Origin of the sequence: Mesorhizobium sp. AA22, assembly GCF_001672375.2 — a bacterium.
GTDB classification, from domain to species: Bacteria; Pseudomonadota; Alphaproteobacteria; order Rhizobiales; family Rhizobiaceae; genus Mesorhizobium; species Mesorhizobium wenxiniae.
Genome location: NZ_CP048406.1, coordinates 3,697,295 through 3,716,093, shown reverse-complemented (window position 1 = coordinate 3,716,093; position 18,799 = coordinate 3,697,295). Strand labels below are relative to the sequence as shown.

20 protein-coding genes and 1 tRNA gene are annotated in these 18,799 nt (G+C 63.2%); 8 read left to right on the top strand and 13 right to left on the bottom strand.

All coding sequences use genetic code 11. From position 1 onward, the window contains the following. The first annotated feature begins 36 nt into the window (after positions 1-36). Positions 37-1,452 (top strand): D-alanyl-D-alanine carboxypeptidase, encoded by a 1,416-nt coding sequence (locus A9K68_RS17935; protein ID WP_065009574.1) that lies wholly within the window; start codon positions 37-39, stop codon positions 1,450-1,452. A gap of 45 nt (positions 1,453-1,497) precedes the next feature. Here A9K68_RS17935 and A9K68_RS17930 read toward each other — a convergent pair whose 3' ends face one another. The 4 genes from A9K68_RS17930 to A9K68_RS17915 form a co-directional block, all read right to left on the bottom strand. Continuing rightward, a complete protein-coding gene (locus A9K68_RS17930; RefSeq protein WP_029352799.1) occupies positions 1,498-2,196 on the bottom strand; it encodes a DnaJ domain-containing protein in 699 nt (232 codons plus the stop codon). After that, complete coding sequence (locus tag A9K68_RS17925) at positions 2,196-2,927, bottom strand: hypothetical protein (RefSeq protein ID WP_065009647.1); 732 nt, start codon at positions 2,925-2,927, stop codon at positions 2,196-2,198. Before A9K68_RS17925 ends, A9K68_RS17930 begins: the two co-directional genes overlap by 1 nt. A gap of 98 nt (positions 2,928-3,025) precedes the next feature. Next, positions 3,026-3,463, bottom strand: a complete 438-nt coding sequence (locus tag A9K68_RS17920) for a DUF1489 family protein (RefSeq protein WP_065009573.1) — start codon at positions 3,461-3,463, stop codon at positions 3,026-3,028. A gap of 115 nt (positions 3,464-3,578) precedes the next feature. After that, positions 3,579-4,982 carry an L-serine ammonia-lyase gene (locus tag A9K68_RS17915; RefSeq protein WP_065009646.1) on the bottom strand — a complete coding sequence of 468 codons (1,404 nt, stop codon included), beginning with the start codon at positions 4,980-4,982 and terminating at the stop codon, positions 3,579-3,581. A gap of 161 nt (positions 4,983-5,143) precedes the next feature. Between A9K68_RS17915 and A9K68_RS17910 the strand changes: the two genes are divergently transcribed. After that, entirely contained in the window at positions 5,144-5,899 is a 756-nt protein-coding gene (locus A9K68_RS17910) for a DUF599 domain-containing protein (RefSeq protein WP_065009572.1), read from the top strand. Here the strand turns inward: A9K68_RS17910 and A9K68_RS17905 are convergent. The 5 genes from A9K68_RS17905 to A9K68_RS17885 form a co-directional block, all read right to left on the bottom strand. Then, positions 5,836-6,639 (bottom strand): YdcF family protein, encoded by an 804-nt coding sequence (locus tag A9K68_RS17905; protein ID WP_065009571.1) that lies wholly within the window; start codon positions 6,637-6,639, stop codon positions 5,836-5,838. The genes A9K68_RS17910 and A9K68_RS17905 overlap by 64 nt on opposite strands. Positions 6,640-6,862: 223 nt before the next feature. Next, entirely contained in the window at positions 6,863-8,428 is a 1,566-nt protein-coding gene (locus tag A9K68_RS17900; RefSeq protein WP_065009570.1) for an amidase family protein, read from the bottom strand. Further along, positions 8,428-8,886 carry a GNAT family N-acetyltransferase gene (locus tag A9K68_RS17895; RefSeq protein WP_065009569.1) on the bottom strand — a complete coding sequence of 153 codons (459 nt, stop codon included), beginning with the start codon at positions 8,884-8,886 and terminating at the stop codon, positions 8,428-8,430. Before A9K68_RS17895 ends, A9K68_RS17900 begins: the two co-directional genes overlap by 1 nt. A 7-nt stretch (positions 8,887-8,893) precedes the next feature. Next, the gene (gatC, locus tag A9K68_RS17890; RefSeq protein ID WP_065009568.1) at positions 8,894-9,181 is read right to left on the bottom strand and encodes an Asp-tRNA(Asn)/Glu-tRNA(Gln) amidotransferase subunit GatC; all 288 of its coding nucleotides are present in this window, start codon (positions 9,179-9,181) and stop codon (positions 8,894-8,896) included. Positions 9,182-9,325: 144 nt separating this feature from the next. Next, on the bottom strand, positions 9,326-10,033 hold the full coding sequence (locus A9K68_RS17885; protein ID WP_065009645.1) for a metal-dependent hydrolase: 708 nt from the start codon (positions 10,031-10,033) through the stop codon (positions 9,326-9,328). Between the two features lie 101 nt (positions 10,034-10,134). Between A9K68_RS17885 and ruvX the strand changes: the two genes are divergently transcribed. Beyond that, on the top strand, positions 10,135-10,620 hold the full coding sequence (gene ruvX, locus A9K68_RS17880; protein WP_065009567.1) for a Holliday junction resolvase RuvX: 486 nt from the start codon (positions 10,135-10,137) through the stop codon (positions 10,618-10,620). On the opposite strand, the gene A9K68_RS17875 is transcribed toward ruvX, so the two are convergent. Then, positions 10,587-10,898 (bottom strand): DUF6105 family protein, encoded by a 312-nt coding sequence (locus tag A9K68_RS17875; protein WP_029352823.1) that lies wholly within the window; start codon positions 10,896-10,898, stop codon positions 10,587-10,589. The genes ruvX and A9K68_RS17875 overlap by 34 nt on opposite strands. Further along, on the bottom strand, positions 10,898-11,476 hold the full coding sequence (locus tag A9K68_RS17870; RefSeq protein ID WP_065009566.1) for a hypothetical protein: 579 nt from the start codon (positions 11,474-11,476) through the stop codon (positions 10,898-10,900). The genes A9K68_RS17875 and A9K68_RS17870 overlap by 1 nt, the downstream gene beginning before the upstream one ends. A gap of 167 nt (positions 11,477-11,643) precedes the next feature. On the opposite strand from A9K68_RS17870, the gene A9K68_RS17865 reads away from it, so the two are divergent. Next, entirely contained in the window at positions 11,644-12,582 is a 939-nt protein-coding gene (locus tag A9K68_RS17865) for an AEC family transporter (RefSeq protein WP_065009565.1), read from the top strand. Here A9K68_RS17865 and A9K68_RS17860 read toward each other — a convergent pair. After that, on the bottom strand, positions 12,564-14,192 hold the full coding sequence (locus tag A9K68_RS17860; protein ID WP_065009564.1) for a DNA alkylation response protein: 1,629 nt from the start codon (positions 14,190-14,192) through the stop codon (positions 12,564-12,566). The genes A9K68_RS17865 and A9K68_RS17860 overlap by 19 nt on opposite strands. Positions 14,193-14,350: 158 nt before the next feature. Here A9K68_RS17860 and A9K68_RS17855 point away from each other — a divergent pair, with 158 nt between their 5' ends. The 4 genes from A9K68_RS17855 to dprA all read left to right on the top strand — a co-directional run bounded on the left by A9K68_RS17855 (position 14,351) and on the right by dprA (position 18,426). Further along, positions 14,351-15,313, top strand: a complete 963-nt coding sequence (locus A9K68_RS17855; RefSeq protein ID WP_065009563.1) for an aspartate carbamoyltransferase catalytic subunit — start codon at positions 14,351-14,353, stop codon at positions 15,311-15,313. Then, a complete protein-coding gene (locus A9K68_RS17850) occupies positions 15,310-16,596 on the top strand; it encodes a dihydroorotase (protein ID WP_065009562.1) in 1,287 nt (428 codons plus the stop codon). Before A9K68_RS17855 ends, A9K68_RS17850 begins: the two co-directional genes overlap by 4 nt. A gap of 121 nt (positions 16,597-16,717) precedes the next feature. Continuing rightward, positions 16,718-17,305 (top strand): glycerol-3-phosphate 1-O-acyltransferase PlsY, encoded by a 588-nt coding sequence (plsY, locus tag A9K68_RS17845; protein WP_065009561.1) that lies wholly within the window; start codon positions 16,718-16,720, stop codon positions 17,303-17,305. Beyond that, complete coding sequence (gene dprA / locus A9K68_RS17840) at positions 17,302-18,426, top strand: DNA-processing protein DprA (protein ID WP_065009560.1); 1,125 nt, start codon at positions 17,302-17,304, stop codon at positions 18,424-18,426. Before plsY ends, dprA begins: the two co-directional genes overlap by 4 nt. A 198-nt stretch (positions 18,427-18,624) precedes the next feature. Here the strand turns inward: dprA and A9K68_RS17835 are convergent. Beyond that, positions 18,625-18,700 (bottom strand) — tRNA-Lys (locus A9K68_RS17835). Between the last annotated feature and the right edge of the window lie 99 nt (positions 18,701-18,799).

The window sequence follows — 18,799 nt, the reverse complement described above, 5'->3', positions numbered from 1 at the left end:
CCGCCTCCAGCAACAAAAAATTCAAAGGAACTATCGGTGCGTCAGGCGTTGTCGGGCATTCTCTCCAAATCCGCGTCCTCTCTAAAAACGATCATGATCCTCGCTTTGGCGATGACATTCGTCGTTGCCGACGCTGCTTCGTCCATGGCAGCGAGGTCGGCGGCCATCGTAATCGATGCCAAGACCGGCAGGGTGCTTTATTCTTCGAATGCCGATGGTCGGCGCTATCCGGCCTCGCTCACCAAGATGATGACGCTTTACCTGGCCTTCGAGGCCATGGCGAACGGCAAGATCAGCAAGAACTCCCGGGTCGTCTTTTCGGCCAATGCTGCTGCTGAACCGCCGACGAAACTCGGCGTCAGACGGGGCGGCGCGATCACGGTCGAGACCGCGATCCTGTCGATGGTGACCAAGTCGGCAAACGACTCGGCGACGGCGCTCGGCGAGCTTCTCGGCGGCAATGAAGCCAATTTCGCCCATATGATGACAGCCAAGGCGCGGGCGCTGGGCATGAAGGGGACCGTTTTCCGCAACGCCCACGGCTTGCCAAACCCCGGTCAGTTCACGACCGCGCGCGACATGGCGGTGCTCGGCATCGCGCTGCGGGAGCATTTTCCCCAGTATTACGGCTATTTCTCGCAGCGTTCCTTTCTCTACGGCCGGAGGCGCATCAACGGCCATAACCGCCTGCTTGGGCGCATCAAGGGCGTCGACGGCATCAAGACCGGTTACACCCGCGCGTCCGGCTACAATCTCGTTTCGTCGGTCGACGACGGCGATCGCCGCATCGTGGCGGTGGTGATAGGCGGCAAATCCGGCGGCAGCCGCGACAACCAGATGGCCGCATTGATCAAAACCTACATGCCGAAGGCGTCGTCGCGCGGCAGCGGCATGCTGGTCGCCAAGGCCGGCGGCGGCAACCCGATCAGCGCCCTGGCAAAAGTGTTCCTGCCCAAGCGCGGCGCGCCGACGCCGGACAGCCGGCCGGACGACGATGCCCGGGACGATGATGCCATTGCCTCGCTAGTTGAGGAAACCGACCCCGCCGTTGAAGAAGCCACCCCCGTCGTCCAGACCATGCCCGTCTCTCAGATCAAGAAGGTTGACACAGTGGCCGCGGCCACGGCGGACGATGTCGCGACGGCAAGGGTCGCAGCAGCCTACGCCGAACCGGCGGCGGTCGATCCCGTCAACACGGCATCGGTGCCGTCCGGCTGGGCAGTCCAGGTCGCCTCTTCGCCAAAACAATCCGAAGCCCAGGCTCTCCTGGACGAGACGAGCAAGCAGGCGCCTTCGATCCTCGCCGATGCCACAGGTTTCACCGTCGCCTTCGAAAAGGACGGCATGACCTATTACCGCGCCCGGTTCGGCTTTGGTTCGAAGACTGCTGCCTGGAAAGCCTGCAACGCCCTGAAGAAAAAGAAAATCGAGTGCTACGCCGTCCAGCAGTAGACGGCGTCGAAAACATCTCCCGGAAAAATTCTGCGTCGAAGGAGACTAGTTGTGATTGGAGAGCAAGACGTCCTTGGCTTCATTGATCCGCGCCGCCAGAAAAGACGTGCCGCCGATATCGGGGTGCAGGCGCTGCATCAGGCGGCGGTGCGCCTTGCGGACATCCGCCGCGGCGGCCCCCGCTTCAAGACCAAGGATCTTGTAGGCCTCCTCCTTAGTCATGGCGCCCGAACCTGGCGAAACACCCAGCCCTTCGCCACCATTCGCCTCAGCGTCTTTGCGCCAGATGGGAAATCTGCCGTCAAGATACGTCTCTAGCAACTGGCGGCTCTCCGGGTCGCCGGGGAGCTCGCGATAAAGTTGCTGCAACTCCGAAAGGCTCATCGTGCCAAGCATCTTGCCTTCATGGCGGCCGGCGAGCACGAGCCCCTCCAGATTGCCGGTATCGTGATCAAGCTCCATTTCGAGTGCCGCGGTGCGCACCGTCGAATGCTTGCCCGGCTCCAGTTTCGCCGTCGGCCGCTTCATCCGCATGGAGCCATACCAGGCGAGCGCCGTCGACAGGATCAAGCCGCCGATACCTTCGCGTCCGACCAGAAGCACGGCGACGCCGATCAGCGCCAGCAGGACGGGCCCAAGTGTCCTCATCCCGCTTGCGAGTCTCGCGGGGTCGGCGCGGAGAAAGATCGTGGCCACGCCGAGCAGCACCAAAAGCAACGCCACGAATGCGATAATCGCGCCCATTATTTCCTGCCGCTCCGCAGATGCTCGATCATCAGCCGGTCTTCCGGCCTGCCCCTGGCCTCCAGTGCCTTCAGCCCGCCGGTTGCAAACACGGCGACCGCCGAAAGCAGGCTGGCCAAGGTTGCGGCGGCCCGCCGATCAAATCGGAACCAAGCACCTTTGGACAGCCGCGCAATCTCCTTAAATGCCTTTTCTGCGCCGGCATCATGGCCCTCCTGAAAGACGAAGACAGGAACGCCGTGCAGGCCAAGGCTGCCGGCCTTTTCGGCCAGATCGTCTATGTTTTCTTCCATCGCGTCGCCGATATAGACCAGCGCATTCACCCTGGCCGCCGCCGTCTGTTTCAGCGCATGGGTGAGAACCTTGCCGATCTGGGTTTGGCCGCTGCGGCATTCGATCCGCGTCATCAGCTGCTTCAGCGCGTCCGTATCGGTGACGAATCCAGATGAGCGGCACTCGCCAAGACCACGAAAATAAATCAATTGAACCTTCAGCGCTCCGGCCTTGCCGACGGCGTCGAACATCTCGCACTGCAGCGCACAGGCAAGGTCCCAGGTCGGCTGGCGGCTCATCGTCGCGTCGAGCGAGAGTATCAGCCTGCCAGAACCGGTCGCGGACGCAGCGAGCGTCCTTGCCTGACGGATAAAGGCGTCGATCTCGCCAGTGCTAGATTGGGACTCGACCGGCGCAGGATTGGCCTTTGCGGGCACGGGCTGCTTCTTGTCGCTCATGACATTCAAGATGTGGCGTTGTCGCACAGCTTGCAAGCCCAGCATGAGGCGATCTGGAGGGCCAGCGATCACGGCAGCTTTGAATTTGGGGGACCTTCCTAGAGAAGGCCGAGATCGGCAAGCTCGCGCCTGAGTTTCGGCGGCATCTCGACCGATCCCGCTTTACCCTTGCCGAGATCGGCCGGTGCGTCCGACGGTTTCAGGTAGCGCCAGCCTTGAAAGGCGCGGCGCGGCTGCCATTCGGTGCGCACCACCGCGGGATCGAGCATCAGATGACAGCGGCCGATGCCCTCGTCATCGGTGAAAGGACGGATTTCCGTGATCAACTGGCGGCATTGCACATTGCCCTTGATCACCCAGTAGAGGGAACCGCCATCGGTGACCTCGGCGCCGCGCGTCGGCATCATGCGGGTGGTGTGGTATTGCTCGACCGGTTCACCGGCGCGCCGCCGTTCGTCGAGGCGGAAGGCAATCCACTCTTCGAGATCTTCAACGCTGTCGCAGCCGACGCAGAGCTTTATCAGATTAAGAGACATGAATTAAGGTTTAGTCCGGCGTGCGAAGGCGTCAACGGCCTGGTCGACTTTCTCCACAGTGCCAGTCTTCGCAGTGCTGTTCTCCACAGTGCCAATCCCCAGTGCAAAGTTTGGCTCAGCATTCCACGATATTGACGGCCAGTCCGCCGAGGCTGGTTTCCTTGTATTTCTCGTTCATGTCGAGGCCGGTCTGGCGCATGGTCTCGATTGCGGCATCGAGCGGCACGAAGTGAACGCCGTCGCCCTTGATGGCCAGCGAAGCAGCAGTCACCGCCTTGACGGCGCCGAGTGCGTTACGCTCGATGCAAGGCACCTGCACCAGCCCGCCGACCGGATCGCAGGTCATGCCGAGATGATGTTCAAGCGCGATCTCGGCGGCGTTCTCGACTTGCTCGGGCGTGCCGCCCATCACGGCGCACAGCCCCGCTGCCGCCATCGCCGAGGCCGAACCGACCTCGCCCTGGCAGCCGACTTCGGCGCCCGAGATCGAAGCGTTGGTCTTGATGATGCCGCCGATCGCTGCCGCGGTCAGCAGGAAATCGCGGATGCTTGGCTGGTCGGCCTCGGGATGGAAATGCAGCCAGTAGCGCAGCACCGCGGGCAGCGTGCCTGCAGCACCGTTGGTCGGCGCGGTGACGACGCGCCCGCCGGCGGCGTTCTCCTCATTCACCGCCATGGCATAGATCGACAGCCAGTCGTTGGCGAGCAGCGGATTGGGCCGGTTCTGCCGCCACTGGTCCTGCAGCTTGTCATGCAATTGCCGCGCGCGGCGGCGCACCTTCAGCCCGCCCGGCATGATGCCGTCCTGCGACAGGCCACGCTCGATGCAGCTCTTCATGGCGCTCCAGATGCCGTCGAGGCCGGCGTCGAGTTCCTCGCGCGGCATCTGCGTCTCTTCGTTGACGCGCTTCATGTCGGCGATGGAAAGGCCGCTTTTCGCCGCCATCGACAGCATCTCGACGGCGTTCTTGAAGGGGTATGGAACCTTCTTGCCTTCCGTCGTCACCGAACCCTTCACCTTCATCCGCTGCAATTCTTCCTCGGAAACCACGAAGCCGCCGCCGATCGAATAATAGATGCGCTTGAGCAGCAGGCGGTCGTCGGCATCATAGGCTGAGAAAGCCATGCCGTTGGCGTGACCGGGTAGCGGCGTTTTGCGGTCCAGCACCAGATCCGTGGCCGGGTCGAAGCGATAGGACGGATGGCCGGGCGGCGAAATTCGCTTGTCGGCGGCGATACGGTCGACGATGCTGTCCGCCTGATCGGGGTCCACCGTCTGCGGCGTCTGGCCGGCAAGCCCGAGCACGACGGCGCGATCTGAACCATGGCCGACGCCGGTATAGGCAAGCGAGCCGTGCAGGCTGGCGGCGACGCGGTCGACCTTGGCGCCGGCCGGGCGTGGCCAGTCATCTCCCGCGATCTCGTCGAGAAAACGCCGCGCAGCCGTCATCGGTCCCATCGTGTGCGAACTCGATGGTCCAATGCCGATCTTGAACAGGTCGAAAACCGAAAGGAACACGCGCCGCTCTCTCCTATTGGAATTTACATATAGGAATTCCTGTGATGTTTCCGCTCTTTCGAAGATCGCGGCGCTGCACCTGCCGACCTTGTTTGCTCCGGCAGCGACATCGTTGCGTTCCGCCATCGAAGCGGCGCCACCGCTTGTGGTAAAAGGGTCGCATGGGCGATTCCTTTCATTTGTCGACGGCCGACCTCGTGGCGCTGGCCTTCTTCCTTTTCGTATGGGTGCTGCATACGCTCGCATCCGACGGGAAGCTGGTCAGCCGCATGTCGCTGACGATAGCGATGAACGTCCAGCGCGAAGCCTGGATGCGGACCATGGCCGAACGCGAGATCCGCATCGTCGACACCGCCATTATGGCAGGTCTTCAACAGGGAACCGCCTTCTTCGCCTCCAGTTCGCTGATTGCGATCGGCGGCTGTTTTGCCTTGGTCGGCGCCTCCGATCAGGTTGTTTCGATGCTGAGCGATCTGCCGCTCGGCGCGACATCATCCCGCTCCGCCTTTCAGATGAAGGTGTTCGGATTGGTGCTGATCCTTGCCTATTCCTTTTTCAAGTTCGGCTGGGCCTACCGGCTGTTCAACTACTGCTCGATTCTGATCGGAGCTGTGCCGATTCCGCATGGCGAGGCTTCACGAAACCCGGTTAGCGAGACGGCGGTATGGCGTGCGGCGAGCATGAACATGCTGGCCGGGAAACACTTCAATTCCGGCCTTCGCGGCGTGTTTTTCTCGATCGGTTATCTCGGCTGGTTCGTCGACCCAAAAGTGTTCGTGCTGTCGACGCTGCTTTTGGTGGCGGTCCTGGTGCGTCGCCAGTTCTTCTCGGCGGCGCGGCAAGCCGTGATCGGTCAGCCGCCCGAACCAACACCCGGTCCAGGGAAGAGCCGATCGATGCGGCCCGACAGCCAGTAGGCGACGAGCCCGATCCATTCACGGATTGCGGTGGTGGTGACCTCCAACCCGCTATAGGGGAAGAACGCACCGATGCTTTCCTTGCCAGTGGTCATGTAGTCGACCGGCCACGGAATGGTCGGAAAGCCGGCCTTGTCGAACAGCGCCGTGGCGCGTGGCATGTGGAAGGCTGATGTCACCAGCAACCAGGTCTCACCCGCTTTTGGCGTCACCAGTTCTCTGGTGAAGACTGCATTCTCGTAAGTGTTGCGGGATTTGTTCTCGAGGACCAGCCGATCGGCCGTCACGCCAAGCGCAGTGAGCAGACGCGGTCCCGTATCTGCATCGCCCTCACCTTCGGCGAGCATCTGGACAGTGCCACCGGAGATAACGATTTTCGCTGTCGGAAAACGCCGTGCCAGTACGGCCGCCTCGACGATCCGGTCGCCGGCGCCATTCAATTCATAGCCGCCACGCACGGCATTGGTGGCGCCCTCCAAACCGCCGCCCAGCACAATGATACCGTCCACCTTTTCTGGCAGCGGCGGCCTGGGGAAGCGTTGCTCCAGCGGAATGAGCATCATTGCCCCGAGTGAGGTCAATGTCGAAAGCGCTAAAATAACGAGGGCAAGGAAGCTGCCGGCGGTCGCCAATCGTTGCCACCCGAACCTCGACGCCAACAGCCCCGCCAGCAGCAGGAAGATCGCACCATTCAACGGCTGGACAAAGAACCAGAGAAATTTGGAAAGATAGAAGAACATCCCTCACCCTCACCGCATCGGCCCAAAGATCGGTACCGATTTTAGGAAAGCACGATGCGTAGATTCAAAGTGTTAGAGTGTCCTTTGTGCGTCCAAGTGGATGCTCGTCGCTCTAACGCATGCCGCTCCAAAGCGCGTAACAGTTTTGGGGCAACGACATTCATAAGCCAGGACTAAAGTGCCTCGCATCATTCAAATGCGACGCCTTGGATTAGAAACGATCCTACCACCACTTTTCCGGCTGGAACGTACCCGCCGCCTGTTCGATGACATGGGCGGTCTGGAACAAAGTTTCCTCGTCGAAGGGCCGGCCGATGAGCTGCAGGCCGAGCGGAAGGCCCTTGGCGTCAAGCCCCGCGGGTACCGCGATGCCTGGCAGTCCGGCCATGTTCACGGTCACCGTAAAGATGTCATTGAGGTACATCTTGACCGGATCGGCGGCCATGTCCTCGTCGGCGATGCCGAAGGCCGCCGACGGCGTTGCCGGTGTCAGGATGACGTCGACGCCGGCGGCGAATGCGTTTTCGAAATCCCGCTTGATGAGATTCCGCACCTTCTGCGCCTGCAGATAGTAAGCGTCGTAGTAGCCTGCGGAGAGGACATAGGTGCCGATCATGATGCGGCGCTTGACCTCGCGGCCGAAGCCGGCGGCGCGGGTCTTCTCGTACATGTCAACAATGTCCTTGCCCGGCACGCGCAACCCATAGCGGACGCCGTCATAGCGGGCGAGGTTCGAAGAGGCTTCGGCGGGCGCGACGATGTAATAGGCCGGCAGCGCATATTTGGTATGCGGAAGCGAAATGTCGACGATCTCGGCGCCGGCATCTTTCAGCCAGGCAATGCCTTTCTGCCACAGCGCCTCGATCTCGTCGGGCATGCCGTCGACGCGGTATTCCTTGGGGATGCCGACCTTCATGCCCTTGATCGGCTTGCCGATCGCCGCCTCGTAATCCGGCACCGGCCGGTCGACCGAGGTGGTGTCCCTCGGATCGACCGAGGCCATCGATTTCAAGAGGATCGCGGCGTCGCGCACATCGCGGGCGATCGGTCCGGCCTGGTCGAGCGACGAAGCGAAGGCGACGATACCCCAGCGCGAGCAGCGGCCGTAGGTCGGCTTGATGCCGACCGTGCCGGTGAAGGCGGCGGGCTGGCGGATCGAACCGCCGGTGTCGGTGGCGGTGGCGCCGGCACATAGGAGCGCTGAAACGGCGGAGGCCGAGCCGCCTGACGAACCGCCCGGCACCAGCTGGGCGTTGTCCAGCGTGCGCGCGGTCCTGGTGCCGCCGGCCGAGACGAAACCGCCATCGCCCTGATGCGTGGTTGGCATCACCACCGTGTCGAGGCGCGAACGCCGCCACGGATTGACGACGGGGCCGTAGTGGGAGGTCTCGTTGGACGAGCCCATGGCGAACTCGTCCATGTTGAGCTTGCCGAGCATCACGGCGCCGTCGGCCCACAGATTGGCAGTGACAGTCGATTCGTAATGTGGCTTGAACCCATCCAGCACATGGCTGCAGGCCTGGGTGTGGATGCCTTCGGTGCCGAACAGGTCCTTGATCCCGAGCGGTATGCCTTCGAGCGTCCCGCCCTCGCCCTTCGCCAGCTTCGCGTCCGAGGCCTTGGCCATGTCGCGCGCCTTGTCGTCGGTAACGACGACATAGGCGTTGAGCGTCGGATTGGCCCGCTCGATCGCCTGGAGATAGGCTTCGGTGATCTCGGTTGCGGTGATTTCCTTGGCGCGCAGCTTGGTGCGGGCCTGCGAAATCGTCAGGTGGGTCAGGTCGCTCATCAGGCAAGGCTCTTTTCGTAAAACACCGACCACTCGGTATCGGGATAGTCCAGCACCGGGCCGCAGCGCGAAAATCCGGCGCCTTCATAGACGGTCCACGCTGCCGGATGGCGGTCGCCGGTTTCCAGCACCAAACGCTTCAGCCCTTCATTGCGCGCCAGCGCTTCGATCCGCTCGACGATCCTGGCGCCGATCTTCTGTCCACGATGCGAAGGCCGCGTGTACATGCGCTTGACCTCGCCGACGGTGCCATCGTGGCGCTTCAGCGCGCCGCAACCGACGGCAAGGCCGTTGTCGCGAGCGACGAAGACAGTTGTGTCGTTGTCGGCCATTTGTTCGACCGTCATGTGGTAGCAGTGCTCCGGCGGCGTCAGTTCCAGCAGCGTGTCGTTGAGCTCCTTAACCAGCCCGCGCACATCGTCCTGCACCGGCGTTTCGATGGCGATCTCGATTGCCATCGGCCCGCTACTCCACCACCTTCGGAACGAGGAAGAAATTCTCTTCGGTGGCCGGTGCGTTGGCGACGATGTCGGCCGCCTTGCTGCCGTCGGTGACGACGTCCGGGCGCTTCTTCATTTCCATCGGAATCACCGAAGTCATCGGTTCGATGCCGGAGACGTCGACCTCGTTCAATTGCTCGACAAAGCCCAGAATGGCGTTCAACTCGCCGGTCATGCGCTCGGCATCCTCCTCGCTCACCGCAATACGGGCGAGACGCGCGACGCGCTTCACAGTCTGAAGATTAACGGACATGGTTGTTTGTGCCTCTGGAAAACCAGTCCGCGCTATAGCGGCGCGGCGCGTGCCGCGCAACATGCATCGTGCTGAGAACCGGCCCAGAAGGTCTTTGGCAGGCCACGCCGTCGCAGCGGAGGTAGCTGCCGCCTTGGGCATTCTCTACAACGCAATCGTCCCACCGATCTCCGGCAACGCGACCTTCACGCCGGATCCCTCCAACCCTGCGACAAACTTGTCGGCGGTCTGGTCGATGATCGGGAACGTGCCGAAGTGACTGGGGATGACCGTCTCAAACTGAAAGAAGCGTCGGCAGGCAAGGGCTGCCACCGCGCCACCCATGGTGAAGCGGTCGCCAATCGGCACAATACCGATCTTCGGTTCATGCAATTCGTTGATCAGCGCCATGTCGGAAAAGATGTCGGTGTCGCCCATGTGATAGAGCGTCTTGTCTTCCGGAAAATGCAGGACGAGGCCGCCTGGATTGCCGAGATAGGTGTTCAGGCCATTGTCACCCGGCAACGACGATGAATGCAGCGCCTGGACGAAGGTGGTGGTGAAACCGCCGCAATCCACGGTGCCGCCGATATTGCCGGGATTGATCTTCTTGTCGCTGGCGCCCCTGCCGACCAGGTACATGCAGACCTCGAAATTGGCGACCAGCATAGCGCCGCTTTTCCCAAGCACTTCGAGCGCACCGCTGATGTGATCGCTATGGCCATGGGTCAAAAGAACATGCGTGACCCCTTCCGCCGGTCCTTCCCAGCCGCTCGTCCATGACGGATTGCCGATCAGATAGGGATCGATGAGGATTTTCGCGTCGGTGGTTTCGATGCGGAATGCGGAATGTCCGTACCAGGTCAGTTTCATGAATGCCTTCCTCGATTTTTGCTTCGCCAAAGGATAGAACGCCGGCAGTGAAATTAAAGTCCCACAGCGTCCCTTCGCGGCGTGTGGTCCAAGGAAGGCCGTTGAGCATCATCACCATCGAAGAGTTGCCGGCGCGGCTCAGCGGCGGCAAGACGCTGGCCGGGCTCGACCTCGGCGACAAGACCATCGGCGTGGCGGTTTCCGACAGGGCCTTTGCCTTCGCCCATCCGCGTCCGGTCATCATGCGCAGGAAATTCTCGCTGGATGCAGCTGTGCTGCTCGCCTTGCTGCAGAAAGAGAACGTCGGCGCCGTGGTGCTCGGCCTGCCGATCAACATGGACGGGTCGGAAGGCCCGCGCGCCCAGAAATCCCGCGCCTTCGCCCGCAACATGGCTGGTGTGACCGACCTGCCCTTCGTTTTGTGGGACGAGCGACTGTCGACGGTGGCGGCTGAGCGGACATTGATCGAGATGGATTTTTCGCGCCGCAAACGCGCCGGCAAGATCGATTCGGCCGCGGCGGCCTTTATTCTGCAGGGCGTTCTCGACCGGCTTCAGGCGCTCGGCGTCGATGCCTGGCCGAAATAGCGGTCGCGCATTATCCTGATCCAGCCGCCGATCACCCGGCGGCGGCGGAACGCCCAAAATGCCATGAGCAGCAGACTGTCGAAGATGCAGGCCTTTGCCACCATGCCGGGAATGAGCACCGGATCAATGCCGAGCATCTCCCCATAAAGCTGGAAGACGAGGTCATGCAATTGGCGGCTCAGCATGACATAACCGAAATTGATGTCGTTGAGCGACAGGAAGAACCACCCCCAGAACAGGGCGAGCGGCGCCGCCCATAGCGCGAACAAGGTACGCATCAGCGGCCATCCCTCAAGTTCGTGTCCGGCCTAAAGTTCGTGTCCAGCCGGCCGGAAATGCGCGAGAGCGCCGAGTTGTGCGCCGCCGCCTTCGCCATCACATGCGCGGCGGCACGGATTTCACCGGTGCCCGGAACCGCTGCGGCGAGGGCCGACCGCCACTCTGCGAGCATGGCGACATAGGACGCCAGCAGCGCCGCCAGTTGCACCGCGACAACCATGAACAGCCCGCTGATGCCCTGCGCGGCGCCACCGACGACAATCAGCGACAATACGCCGGAGGCGGAGATGAAGGCGACCCGCACGACGCTGTCGGTGGCGACCGGATTTGTCGGATCGCTAAACAGAGTCTCGACAAAGGCCCAGCAGAACAGCACCGCTACGACCAGCAGCGCTACAGCAAGCGGTGCCACGACAACGGCGCTTTCGAGGTCGGCGAAGCGGGTGTTCTGGACGGCGACGCCGAGCACGCCAAGCGCTGCCGAAACACCGCGATTCCCGTCGATGCAGAGGAACGCCAGCAGGGCGAAAACGACCGCCCAGTGCAAGGCCAGAAAGGAGCTCAATATATGCCGCATGGCGTTCCTGCTTCCGTAAACAGGACAGTGGGCTTTGCGGCCCGCCACCGCAATGGAAACCATTTATTAAGGTTAACGGGCGTTCGCAGGAGCACGACAGCGCCGGTCGTGGCGCTTTACATGCCGGCAATGCCTGCTATGGCACCGTCTCCCTCCGAGACGCTTCCATGCAAGCCACGTTCGAAAGCATCCTGCCGATCTTCCTGCTTATCCTGTGCGGGAATATTCTTCGGCGCGTCGACGTGATCGATCCGGCCGGCTGGCACGGCATCGACCAGTTGGGCTACTGGTTCTTCTATCCGACACTGATTCTCGTGACGATCGTAAACGCCGATTTCACCGGCCTGCAGCTGGATGACATGATGCTGGCGCTGGCGATCACCGTGCCGCTGATGTTTGTGTTCGTGCTGTCATTGTGGCCGTTTCTTCGCAAGGCCGGTCTTGCCGGAGCGGCCGAATTCTCGTCGATTTTCCAAACGTCGATCCGCTGGAACGGTTTCATGGCGCTGGCCATTGCCCAGAAACTGTTTCCGCCCGCCGGCATGGCTGTCGTCGCGCTGGTGATGGCGATCATCATCCTGCCGATCAATCTTGTGACGGTTTTCGTGGTTACACGCTTCGCCGACAGGACGGCCAACTGGCCGACGATGATCCGCCGCATGGCGACCAATCCAATGGTGATCGCGGCTGCCGGCGGTCTTCTGCTGCGCGCGCTGCCCTTCGAACTTTTTGCGCCGGTCAACAAGACGCTTCAGCTGATCGGCCAGGCCGCGCTTGGGCTTGGCCTCGTCGGCATTGGTGCGGGCCTGAGGCTCGACAGCCTGGTCAAGCCCAGGATCGCTATCCTCGTCCCGGTTGCGGTCAAGCTGGCGGTATTTCCGGCGCTGCTGCTGGTCATTTCGCTCCTGCTTGGCGTCACCGGCGAGGAATTGCTGTTTCTCATCCTGTGCGGCGCCGTGCCGACCGCCATGAACGGTTATGTGCTGGCCAAGCAGATGGGCGGCGACGCCGAGCTTTACGCTACGGTTACGACGCTGCAGACGCTTGCTTCCTTCGCGACCATCCCGGTTGTACTGCTGCTGGCGGCTCAGTTCGTCGGCGGATAGAGCGTATCGATGATCATACGCGCGTCATGGCGCGAATCGAGCATGCCATAGGTGTTGCGCCACTGGCCGGCGAGGCGCGTCTCGACGAAGGCGTCGGCGATCCGCCCTGCCCCCAGCCTGCGAAGCTCCGCCGCAGCCGCCGACAGCGCCAGTTGCTCGGTGAGCAGGCGGGCCGAGCCCTCGTCGGTTGCCGCGACCTGCATTGCCGCCTTGAGTACACCGACGGTGCCGCGTCCGCCGGCGCCGAGATCGCGATCGATGCCGGCCAGCACCTCCTCGAACAGGCCGGGTGCACGCCCCAGCACGCGCAGCACGTCGAGCGCCATGACGTTGCCGGATCCCTCCCAGATCGCGTTGACCGGAGCTTCGCGATAGTAGCGGGCGAGCGGCGCCTCCTCGACATAGCCATTGCCGCCGAGGCACTCCATCGCTTCGTAGAGCAGCGATGGTGCGATCTTGCAGACCCAGTACTTTACGACCGGCGTCATGGCGCGAGCGAAGGCCGCCTCGCCGCGGTCGCCGGCCGCTTCGTCGAAGGAGCGCGCCAGCCGGAACGACAGCGCGGTGGCCGCGGCGACGTCCAGCGCCATGTCGGCCAGCACGCGCTGCATCAGCGGCTGCTCGATCAGATTGGTTCCAAACACCTGGCGATGACGGGTGTGGTGGACGGCCTCGGCCAGGCCGGCACGCATGATCGCCGAAGAGGCGATCGCGCAGTCGAGCCGGGTCAGCGTCACCATGTCCATGATCGTTTTCACGCCCGCCCCGGGCTCGCCGACCATCTCGCCGATGGCGTTGACGAACTCCACTTCGGACGAGGCGTTGGAACGGTTGCCGAGCTTGTCCTTCAGCCGCTGGAAGCGGAAGCCGTTGCCCGAACCATCGCCGAGAATGCGGGGAACGAGAAAGCACGAAAGTCCTTCCGGCGCCTGTCCAAGCACCAGGAACGCATCCGACATCGGCGCTGACATGAACCATTTGTGGCCGGTCAGCCGATAGAAGCTGCTGCCGGCCCGCTCGGCCCTGGTGATGTTGGCGCGGACATCGGTGCCGCCCTGCTTCTCGGTCATGCCCATGCCGAGCGTCAGCCCGGTTTTTTCGACCGGCGGCTTTTGGCCCTGGTCGTATTTGCGTGTCGTCACCCGCGGCGCCCATTCGCGAAACAGCTTCGGGCCTGCCATCAGCGCTGCCAGCGATGCGCTGGTCATGGTGATGGGACAGAGATGCCCGGTTTCGAGCTCGGCCGTCAGGTAGAAACGCGCGGCGCGCACCTGATGACGGCGGCCGATCTCGGCATCGCCATTTTCCCAGACCGACGAATGCAGCCCGTTCGCCACCGACCGGCGCATCAGTGCGTGATAGGCTGGATGAAACTCGACCAGATCGATGCGCCGGCCCTGCCGGTCATGGGTCCTGAGCTTCGGCGTCTCGACATTGGCCAGGCGAGCCAGTTCCTGCGCCTCCTGCGTCAGCACGAAACGGCCAAGCCCATCGAGATCTTTGCGCACCGGATCGGAAAAACGCTCGGCAAGCTGGATCAGCAACGGATCGCCCCGCCAGGCGTTGCCGCCTGCCAGCGGCGGCGGCTGGTTCGTCACGTCGTCGGTCACGCACTGTCCTTATCATCACAAGGCCACGAATCCGAAGCCAGTAGCGGTTTATAGCCCAAGCCGCGCAACGCGCGCGACGAAAATACCGGGGAGAAAGACCGCAATCCAAAGCTGGTGCTTGCAGCCAAAGGTCCTCCACCCTATAGCAGCGCCTTGAGATGACCGACGCTTCGTCCCTGCCACTCTATCCTCACCGCCATCTTCTGGGCATCCGCGATCTTTCCCCCGCCGACATCGAGCTTTTGCTGGACAAGGCGGACCGGGCGGTCGCGATCTCGCGGCAGTCGGAGAAGAAGACCTCGACGCTGCGCGGCCGCACCCAGATCAACCTCTTTTACGAAGCCTCGACCCGCACGCAGTCGTCGTTCGAGCTGGCCGGAAAACGGCTAGGCGCCGACGTCATGAACATGTCGGTGGCGAGCTCTTCGGTGAAGAAGGGCGAGACGCTGATCGACACGGCGATGACGCTGAACGCCATGCGCCCGGACATATTGATCATCCGCCACCAGTCGGCGGGTGCCGCCGCACTGCTGGCGCAAAAGGTCGGCTGCTCGGTGATCAATGCCGGCGACGGCCCCCATGAGCACCCGACGCAGGCGCTGCTCGACGCGCTGACCATCCGCCGCGCCAGGGGCCAGCTGTCGAAGCTGATCGTGGCGATCTGTGGCGACATCCTGCATTCGCGCGTGGCGCGTTCCAACATCATACTGCTCAATGCGCTCGGCGCCCAGGTCCGCGTCGTGGCGCCGTCGACGCTTCTGCCCGCCGGCATCGAGAAAATGGGCGTGATCGTCACCCGTTCGATGGCCGAAGGGCTCAAGGACGCGGATGTGGTGATGATGCTGCGGCTGCAGCGCGAGCGCATGGAAGGCGCCTTCGTGCCTTCGGTGCGCGAATATTTCCACTATTTCGGCCTCGACGCCGAGAAGCTGAAAGCGGCCAAGGACGGCGCGCTGGTCATGCATCCCGGCCCGATGAACCGCGGCGTCGAGATCGCCTCGGAAATCGCCGACGGGCCGCAGAGCGTCATCCAGCAACAGGTGGAGATGGGTGTTGCCGTGCGCATGGCAGTGATGGAAGCGCTGCTCGACCCCCGCCGCAACCGCGAAGTTGCCCGATGAGCACAACGGTCTTCAGCCGGGCCCGCATCATCGATCCGTCGCGCGGCATTGACGAGGTCGGCACCGTCATTGTCGAGGGCCGCAAGATCGTCGCTGCCGGCAAGTCGGCCTTGAACCAGGGCGCTCCGCAAGATGCTACCGTCATCGACTGCGCCGGCAAAGCACTCATCCCGGGCCTGATCGATGCGCGCGTCTTCATCGGCGAGCCGGGCGGCGAGCACCGCGAAACCATCGCTTCGGCCAGCTTGGCGGCGGCGGCCGGCGGCGTCACTTCCATCGTCATGATGCCCGACACCGACCCGGTGATCGACAATGTCGCGCTGGTCGAATTCGTGCTGCGCACTGCCAAGGATACGGCCATCGTCAACATCTTTCCGGCGGCGGCGATCACCAAGGGCCTCGAGGGCCGCGAGATGACCGAATTCGGCCTGCTGCGCGAAGCCGGCGCGGTTGCCTTCACCGACGGGCGGCACACCATATCAAGCGCACTGGTGATGCGCCGCGCGCTGACCTATGCGCGCGATTTCGGCGGCGTGATCGCGCATGAAACCCAAGACGCCGACCTCGCCTCATCAGGCGTCATGAACGAAGGCCTCTATGCCAGCTGGCTCGGACTCGCCGGCATTCCGCGCGAGGCCGAGTCCATTCCGCTGGAGCGTGACCTTGCGCTGGCGCGGCTGACCGGCGGCGCCTATCACGCGGCCAAGATCTCGACGGCCATGGCGGCAAACGCGGTAACGCGGGCGAAAGCCGACGGCGCGAATGTCACAGCAGGCGTGTCGATCCACAATCTGTCGCTCAACGAGAACGATGTCGGCGAATACCGCACCTTCTTCCGGCTGACGCCGCCGCTTCGCGCCGAGGAAGACCGGCTGGCGATGATCGAGGCGGTCAAGGACGGCACGGTCGACATCATAGTCTCCTCGCACGACCCGCAGGACGTCGACACCAAGCGCCTGCCTTTCGCCGACGCCGCGGCCGGCGCCATCGGGCTGGAAACGCTGCTGGGTGCGGCGCTGCGGCTTTATCACAATGGCGACGTGACGCTGCTTAGATTGGTCGAGACCTTGTCCACCGCGCCGGCAAGACTGCTCGGCCTGCCCGGCGGCACGCTGAAGCCAGGCGCGATCGCCGATCTTGCGCTGGTCGATCTCGACGAGCCATGGATCGTCAGCGAAAGCGGTATCCGTTCGCGCTCGAAAAACACCTGTTTCGAAGGCGCGCGGCTGCAGGGCAAGGTCTTGCAAACGATGATGGCGGGCCGCACAGTGTTTTCAGCCTAATGCATGTCGCGCAAAAAGTGTGCAGCGGTTTTGCGATAACGACATGCATAAAACAGTAACCTAAAGCGCGTCGCTGAGGCGGGTCAAACGCGACGCGCTTTAGGGCATATCTGGGGGAACAATGGCTTACGGCATCGTCTTGGCGCTGGTGTTCGGCTATCTGCTCGGCTCGATCCCGTTCGGGCTCCTGATCACACGTGCCGCCGGTCTTGGCGACGTCCGCAATATCGGCTCCGGCAATATCGGCGCCACCAATGTGCTGCGCACCGGCAACAAGGGCCTGGCCGCCGCCACGCTGCTGCTCGACGCGCTGAAAGGCACGGCGGCCGTGCTGATCGCCGGTCGCTTTGCACCGGAGCTCGGGCCCTGGGCCGGCCTCGGCGCCTTTTTCGGCCATCTGTTTCCGGTCTGGCTCGGTTTCAAGGGCGGCAAGGGGGTCGCCACCTATCTCGGCGTGCTGATTGCATTGGCCTGGCAGGTGGCACTGATCTTCGCCGTCGTCTGGCTGGCCGTCGCTTTCTTGTTCCGCTATTCCTCGCTGGCCGCGCTGACGGCAGCAGTCGTCGTGCCGATCGCGCTCTATGTCCTCAGCACGCCTGAGATTGCCGGGCTGTTCGCGCTGATGAGCCTGATCGTCATCATAAAACACCGCGCCAACATCACGCGGCTGCTGGCCGGCACCGAGGGCAAGATCGGAGCCAGGGAGTGAGCCAGCGCGCCGCCGGGCCGCGGCTCAGCGACCGGCAGCGGTTGAGCTGGCTTCGTTTGATCCGCACGCCGAATGTCGGCCCGGCCACCTTTCGCGACCTGATCAACCGTTTCGGCTCGGCCGAGACGGCGCTCGAGATGCTGCCCGAGCTGATGATTTCGGGAGGCGCCAGAAAGATCGTCCGCATCCCGTCGATTGCGGAGGCCGAGGCGGAAGTGGAGACAGCCCGGCGCGCCGGCGCCCGCTTCGTCGGCATCGGCGAAGGCGACTATCCACCGCTGATGAAAAGCATGGACCATCCGCCGCCGCTGCTCGCGGTCAAAGGCGAAGGCGCGGTGTTTCGGCTGCCGGCAATCGCCATCGTCGGCGCCCGCAACGCCTCGCTGGCCGGCATCAAGATGGCGCGAACGCTCGCCGCCGAACTCGGCCGCGACGGCTACGGCATCGTCTCCGGTCTGGCGCGCGGCATCGACACGGCAGCACATCAGGGCAGCCTTGCGACCGGCACGATCGGCGTGCTGGCCGGCGGCCTCGACCTGCCCTACCCGCCCGAGAATGCCGAACTCTGTAACGAGATTGCCGAGCGCGGCGGCGCCATCATTTCAGAGATGCCGTTCGGATGGCAGCCGCGCGCCCAGGATTTTCCGCGCCGCAACCGCCTCGTCGCAGGTGCTGCATTGGGGCTGGTCGTGGTCGAGGCGGCGCAACGCTCCGGCTCGGTGATCAGCGCCAGGCTTGCCGGCGAGATGGGCCGGCTGGTCTTCGCCGTCCCCGGCTCGCCGCTCGATCCGCGCGCCGCCGGCACCAACGCCTTGCTCAAGGACGGCGCCACCCTGGTCACCGAAGCATCGGACATTACCGGTGCGATCGCGCCGCTGGTCGGCGCACTGGCGCCAAGGACGCCGCCACTTGGAGAGCCGCCCGACTTTTCGGCAACACCGCCACCCGGCGAAGACGACCGTGCCCGCGTCATCGAAGCGCTTGGCCCAACGCCGGTGGCGGTCGACGAAATCATCCGCCACACCGGCCTGCATCCCGCCCAGGTTTTCATGGTGCTGCTGGAACTCGACCTCGCCGGCCGGCTGGAGCGCCACGCCGGCGGGAATGTCTCGGTGGTATAATCGGGGCGATTCTTGAAGAACCTGGCTCGACGCCGCTAGAAAACCCAAGACGTCATAAAGCACCTCGCTTTAGACGGGGAACAGGAAGCGAACGGCTCGTGCGGCTTTTTGCAGTCGCACGGGTCGCAACAGTCGCACAGGTTCCGGCTCTGCTCCAGCAGCCAAAACGCTAACATATTGATGTTACACATGAAAAAATGGTGAGCGCGCAGGGATTCGAACCCTGGACCTACTGATTAAAAGTCAGTTGCTCTACCGGCTGAGCTACGCGCTCCCGCGGGCTCAGAATGCCGCCCTCGAAATTGCGCGGAACATAGGGAGAGTGCCGCGACCGGTCAACCGGAAAAAGAGGGCTTGCAAGCCGGGCTTTTCG

Excerpts from the sequence above, each read along its gene's own strand:
- A9K68_RS17900 (WP_065009570.1), bottom strand. The coding sequence starts at position 8,428 with ATGAGCGACCTGACCCACCTGACGATTTCGCAGGCCCGCACCAAGCTG.
- A9K68_RS17875 (WP_029352823.1), bottom strand. The coding sequence starts at position 10,898 with ATGCGTACCTTGTTCGCGCTATGGGCGGCGCCGCTCGCCCTGTTCTGG.
- plsY (WP_065009561.1), top strand. The coding sequence starts at position 16,718 with ATGGCTTACGGCATCGTCTTGGCGCTGGTGTTCGGCTATCTGCTCGGC.
- A9K68_RS17925 (WP_065009647.1), bottom strand. The coding sequence starts at position 2,927 with ATGAGCGACAAGAAGCAGCCCGTGCCCGCAAAGGCCAATCCTGCGCCG.
- A9K68_RS17855 (WP_065009563.1), top strand. The coding sequence starts at position 14,351 with ATGACCGACGCTTCGTCCCTGCCACTCTATCCTCACCGCCATCTTCTG.
- A9K68_RS17920 (WP_065009573.1), bottom strand. The coding sequence starts at position 3,463 with ATGTCTCTTAATCTGATAAAGCTCTGCGTCGGCTGCGACAGCGTTGAA.
- gatC (WP_065009568.1), bottom strand. The coding sequence starts at position 9,181 with ATGTCCGTTAATCTTCAGACTGTGAAGCGCGTCGCGCGTCTCGCCCGT.
- A9K68_RS17865 (WP_065009565.1), top strand. The coding sequence starts at position 11,644 with ATGCAAGCCACGTTCGAAAGCATCCTGCCGATCTTCCTGCTTATCCTG.
- A9K68_RS17850 (WP_065009562.1), top strand. The coding sequence starts at position 15,310 with ATGAGCACAACGGTCTTCAGCCGGGCCCGCATCATCGATCCGTCGCGC.
- A9K68_RS17905 (WP_065009571.1), bottom strand. The coding sequence starts at position 6,639 with ATGTTCTTCTATCTTTCCAAATTTCTCTGGTTCTTTGTCCAGCCGTTG.
- A9K68_RS17885 (WP_065009645.1), bottom strand. The coding sequence starts at position 10,033 with ATGAAACTGACCTGGTACGGACATTCCGCATTCCGCATCGAAACCACC.
- A9K68_RS17930 (WP_029352799.1), bottom strand. The coding sequence starts at position 2,196 with ATGGGCGCGATTATCGCATTCGTGGCGTTGCTTTTGGTGCTGCTCGGC.
- A9K68_RS17910 (WP_065009572.1), top strand. The coding sequence starts at position 5,144 with ATGGGCGATTCCTTTCATTTGTCGACGGCCGACCTCGTGGCGCTGGCC.
- A9K68_RS17870 (WP_065009566.1), bottom strand. The coding sequence starts at position 11,476 with ATGCGGCATATATTGAGCTCCTTTCTGGCCTTGCACTGGGCGGTCGTT.
- A9K68_RS17895 (WP_065009569.1), bottom strand. The coding sequence starts at position 8,886 with ATGGCAATCGAGATCGCCATCGAAACGCCGGTGCAGGACGATGTGCGC.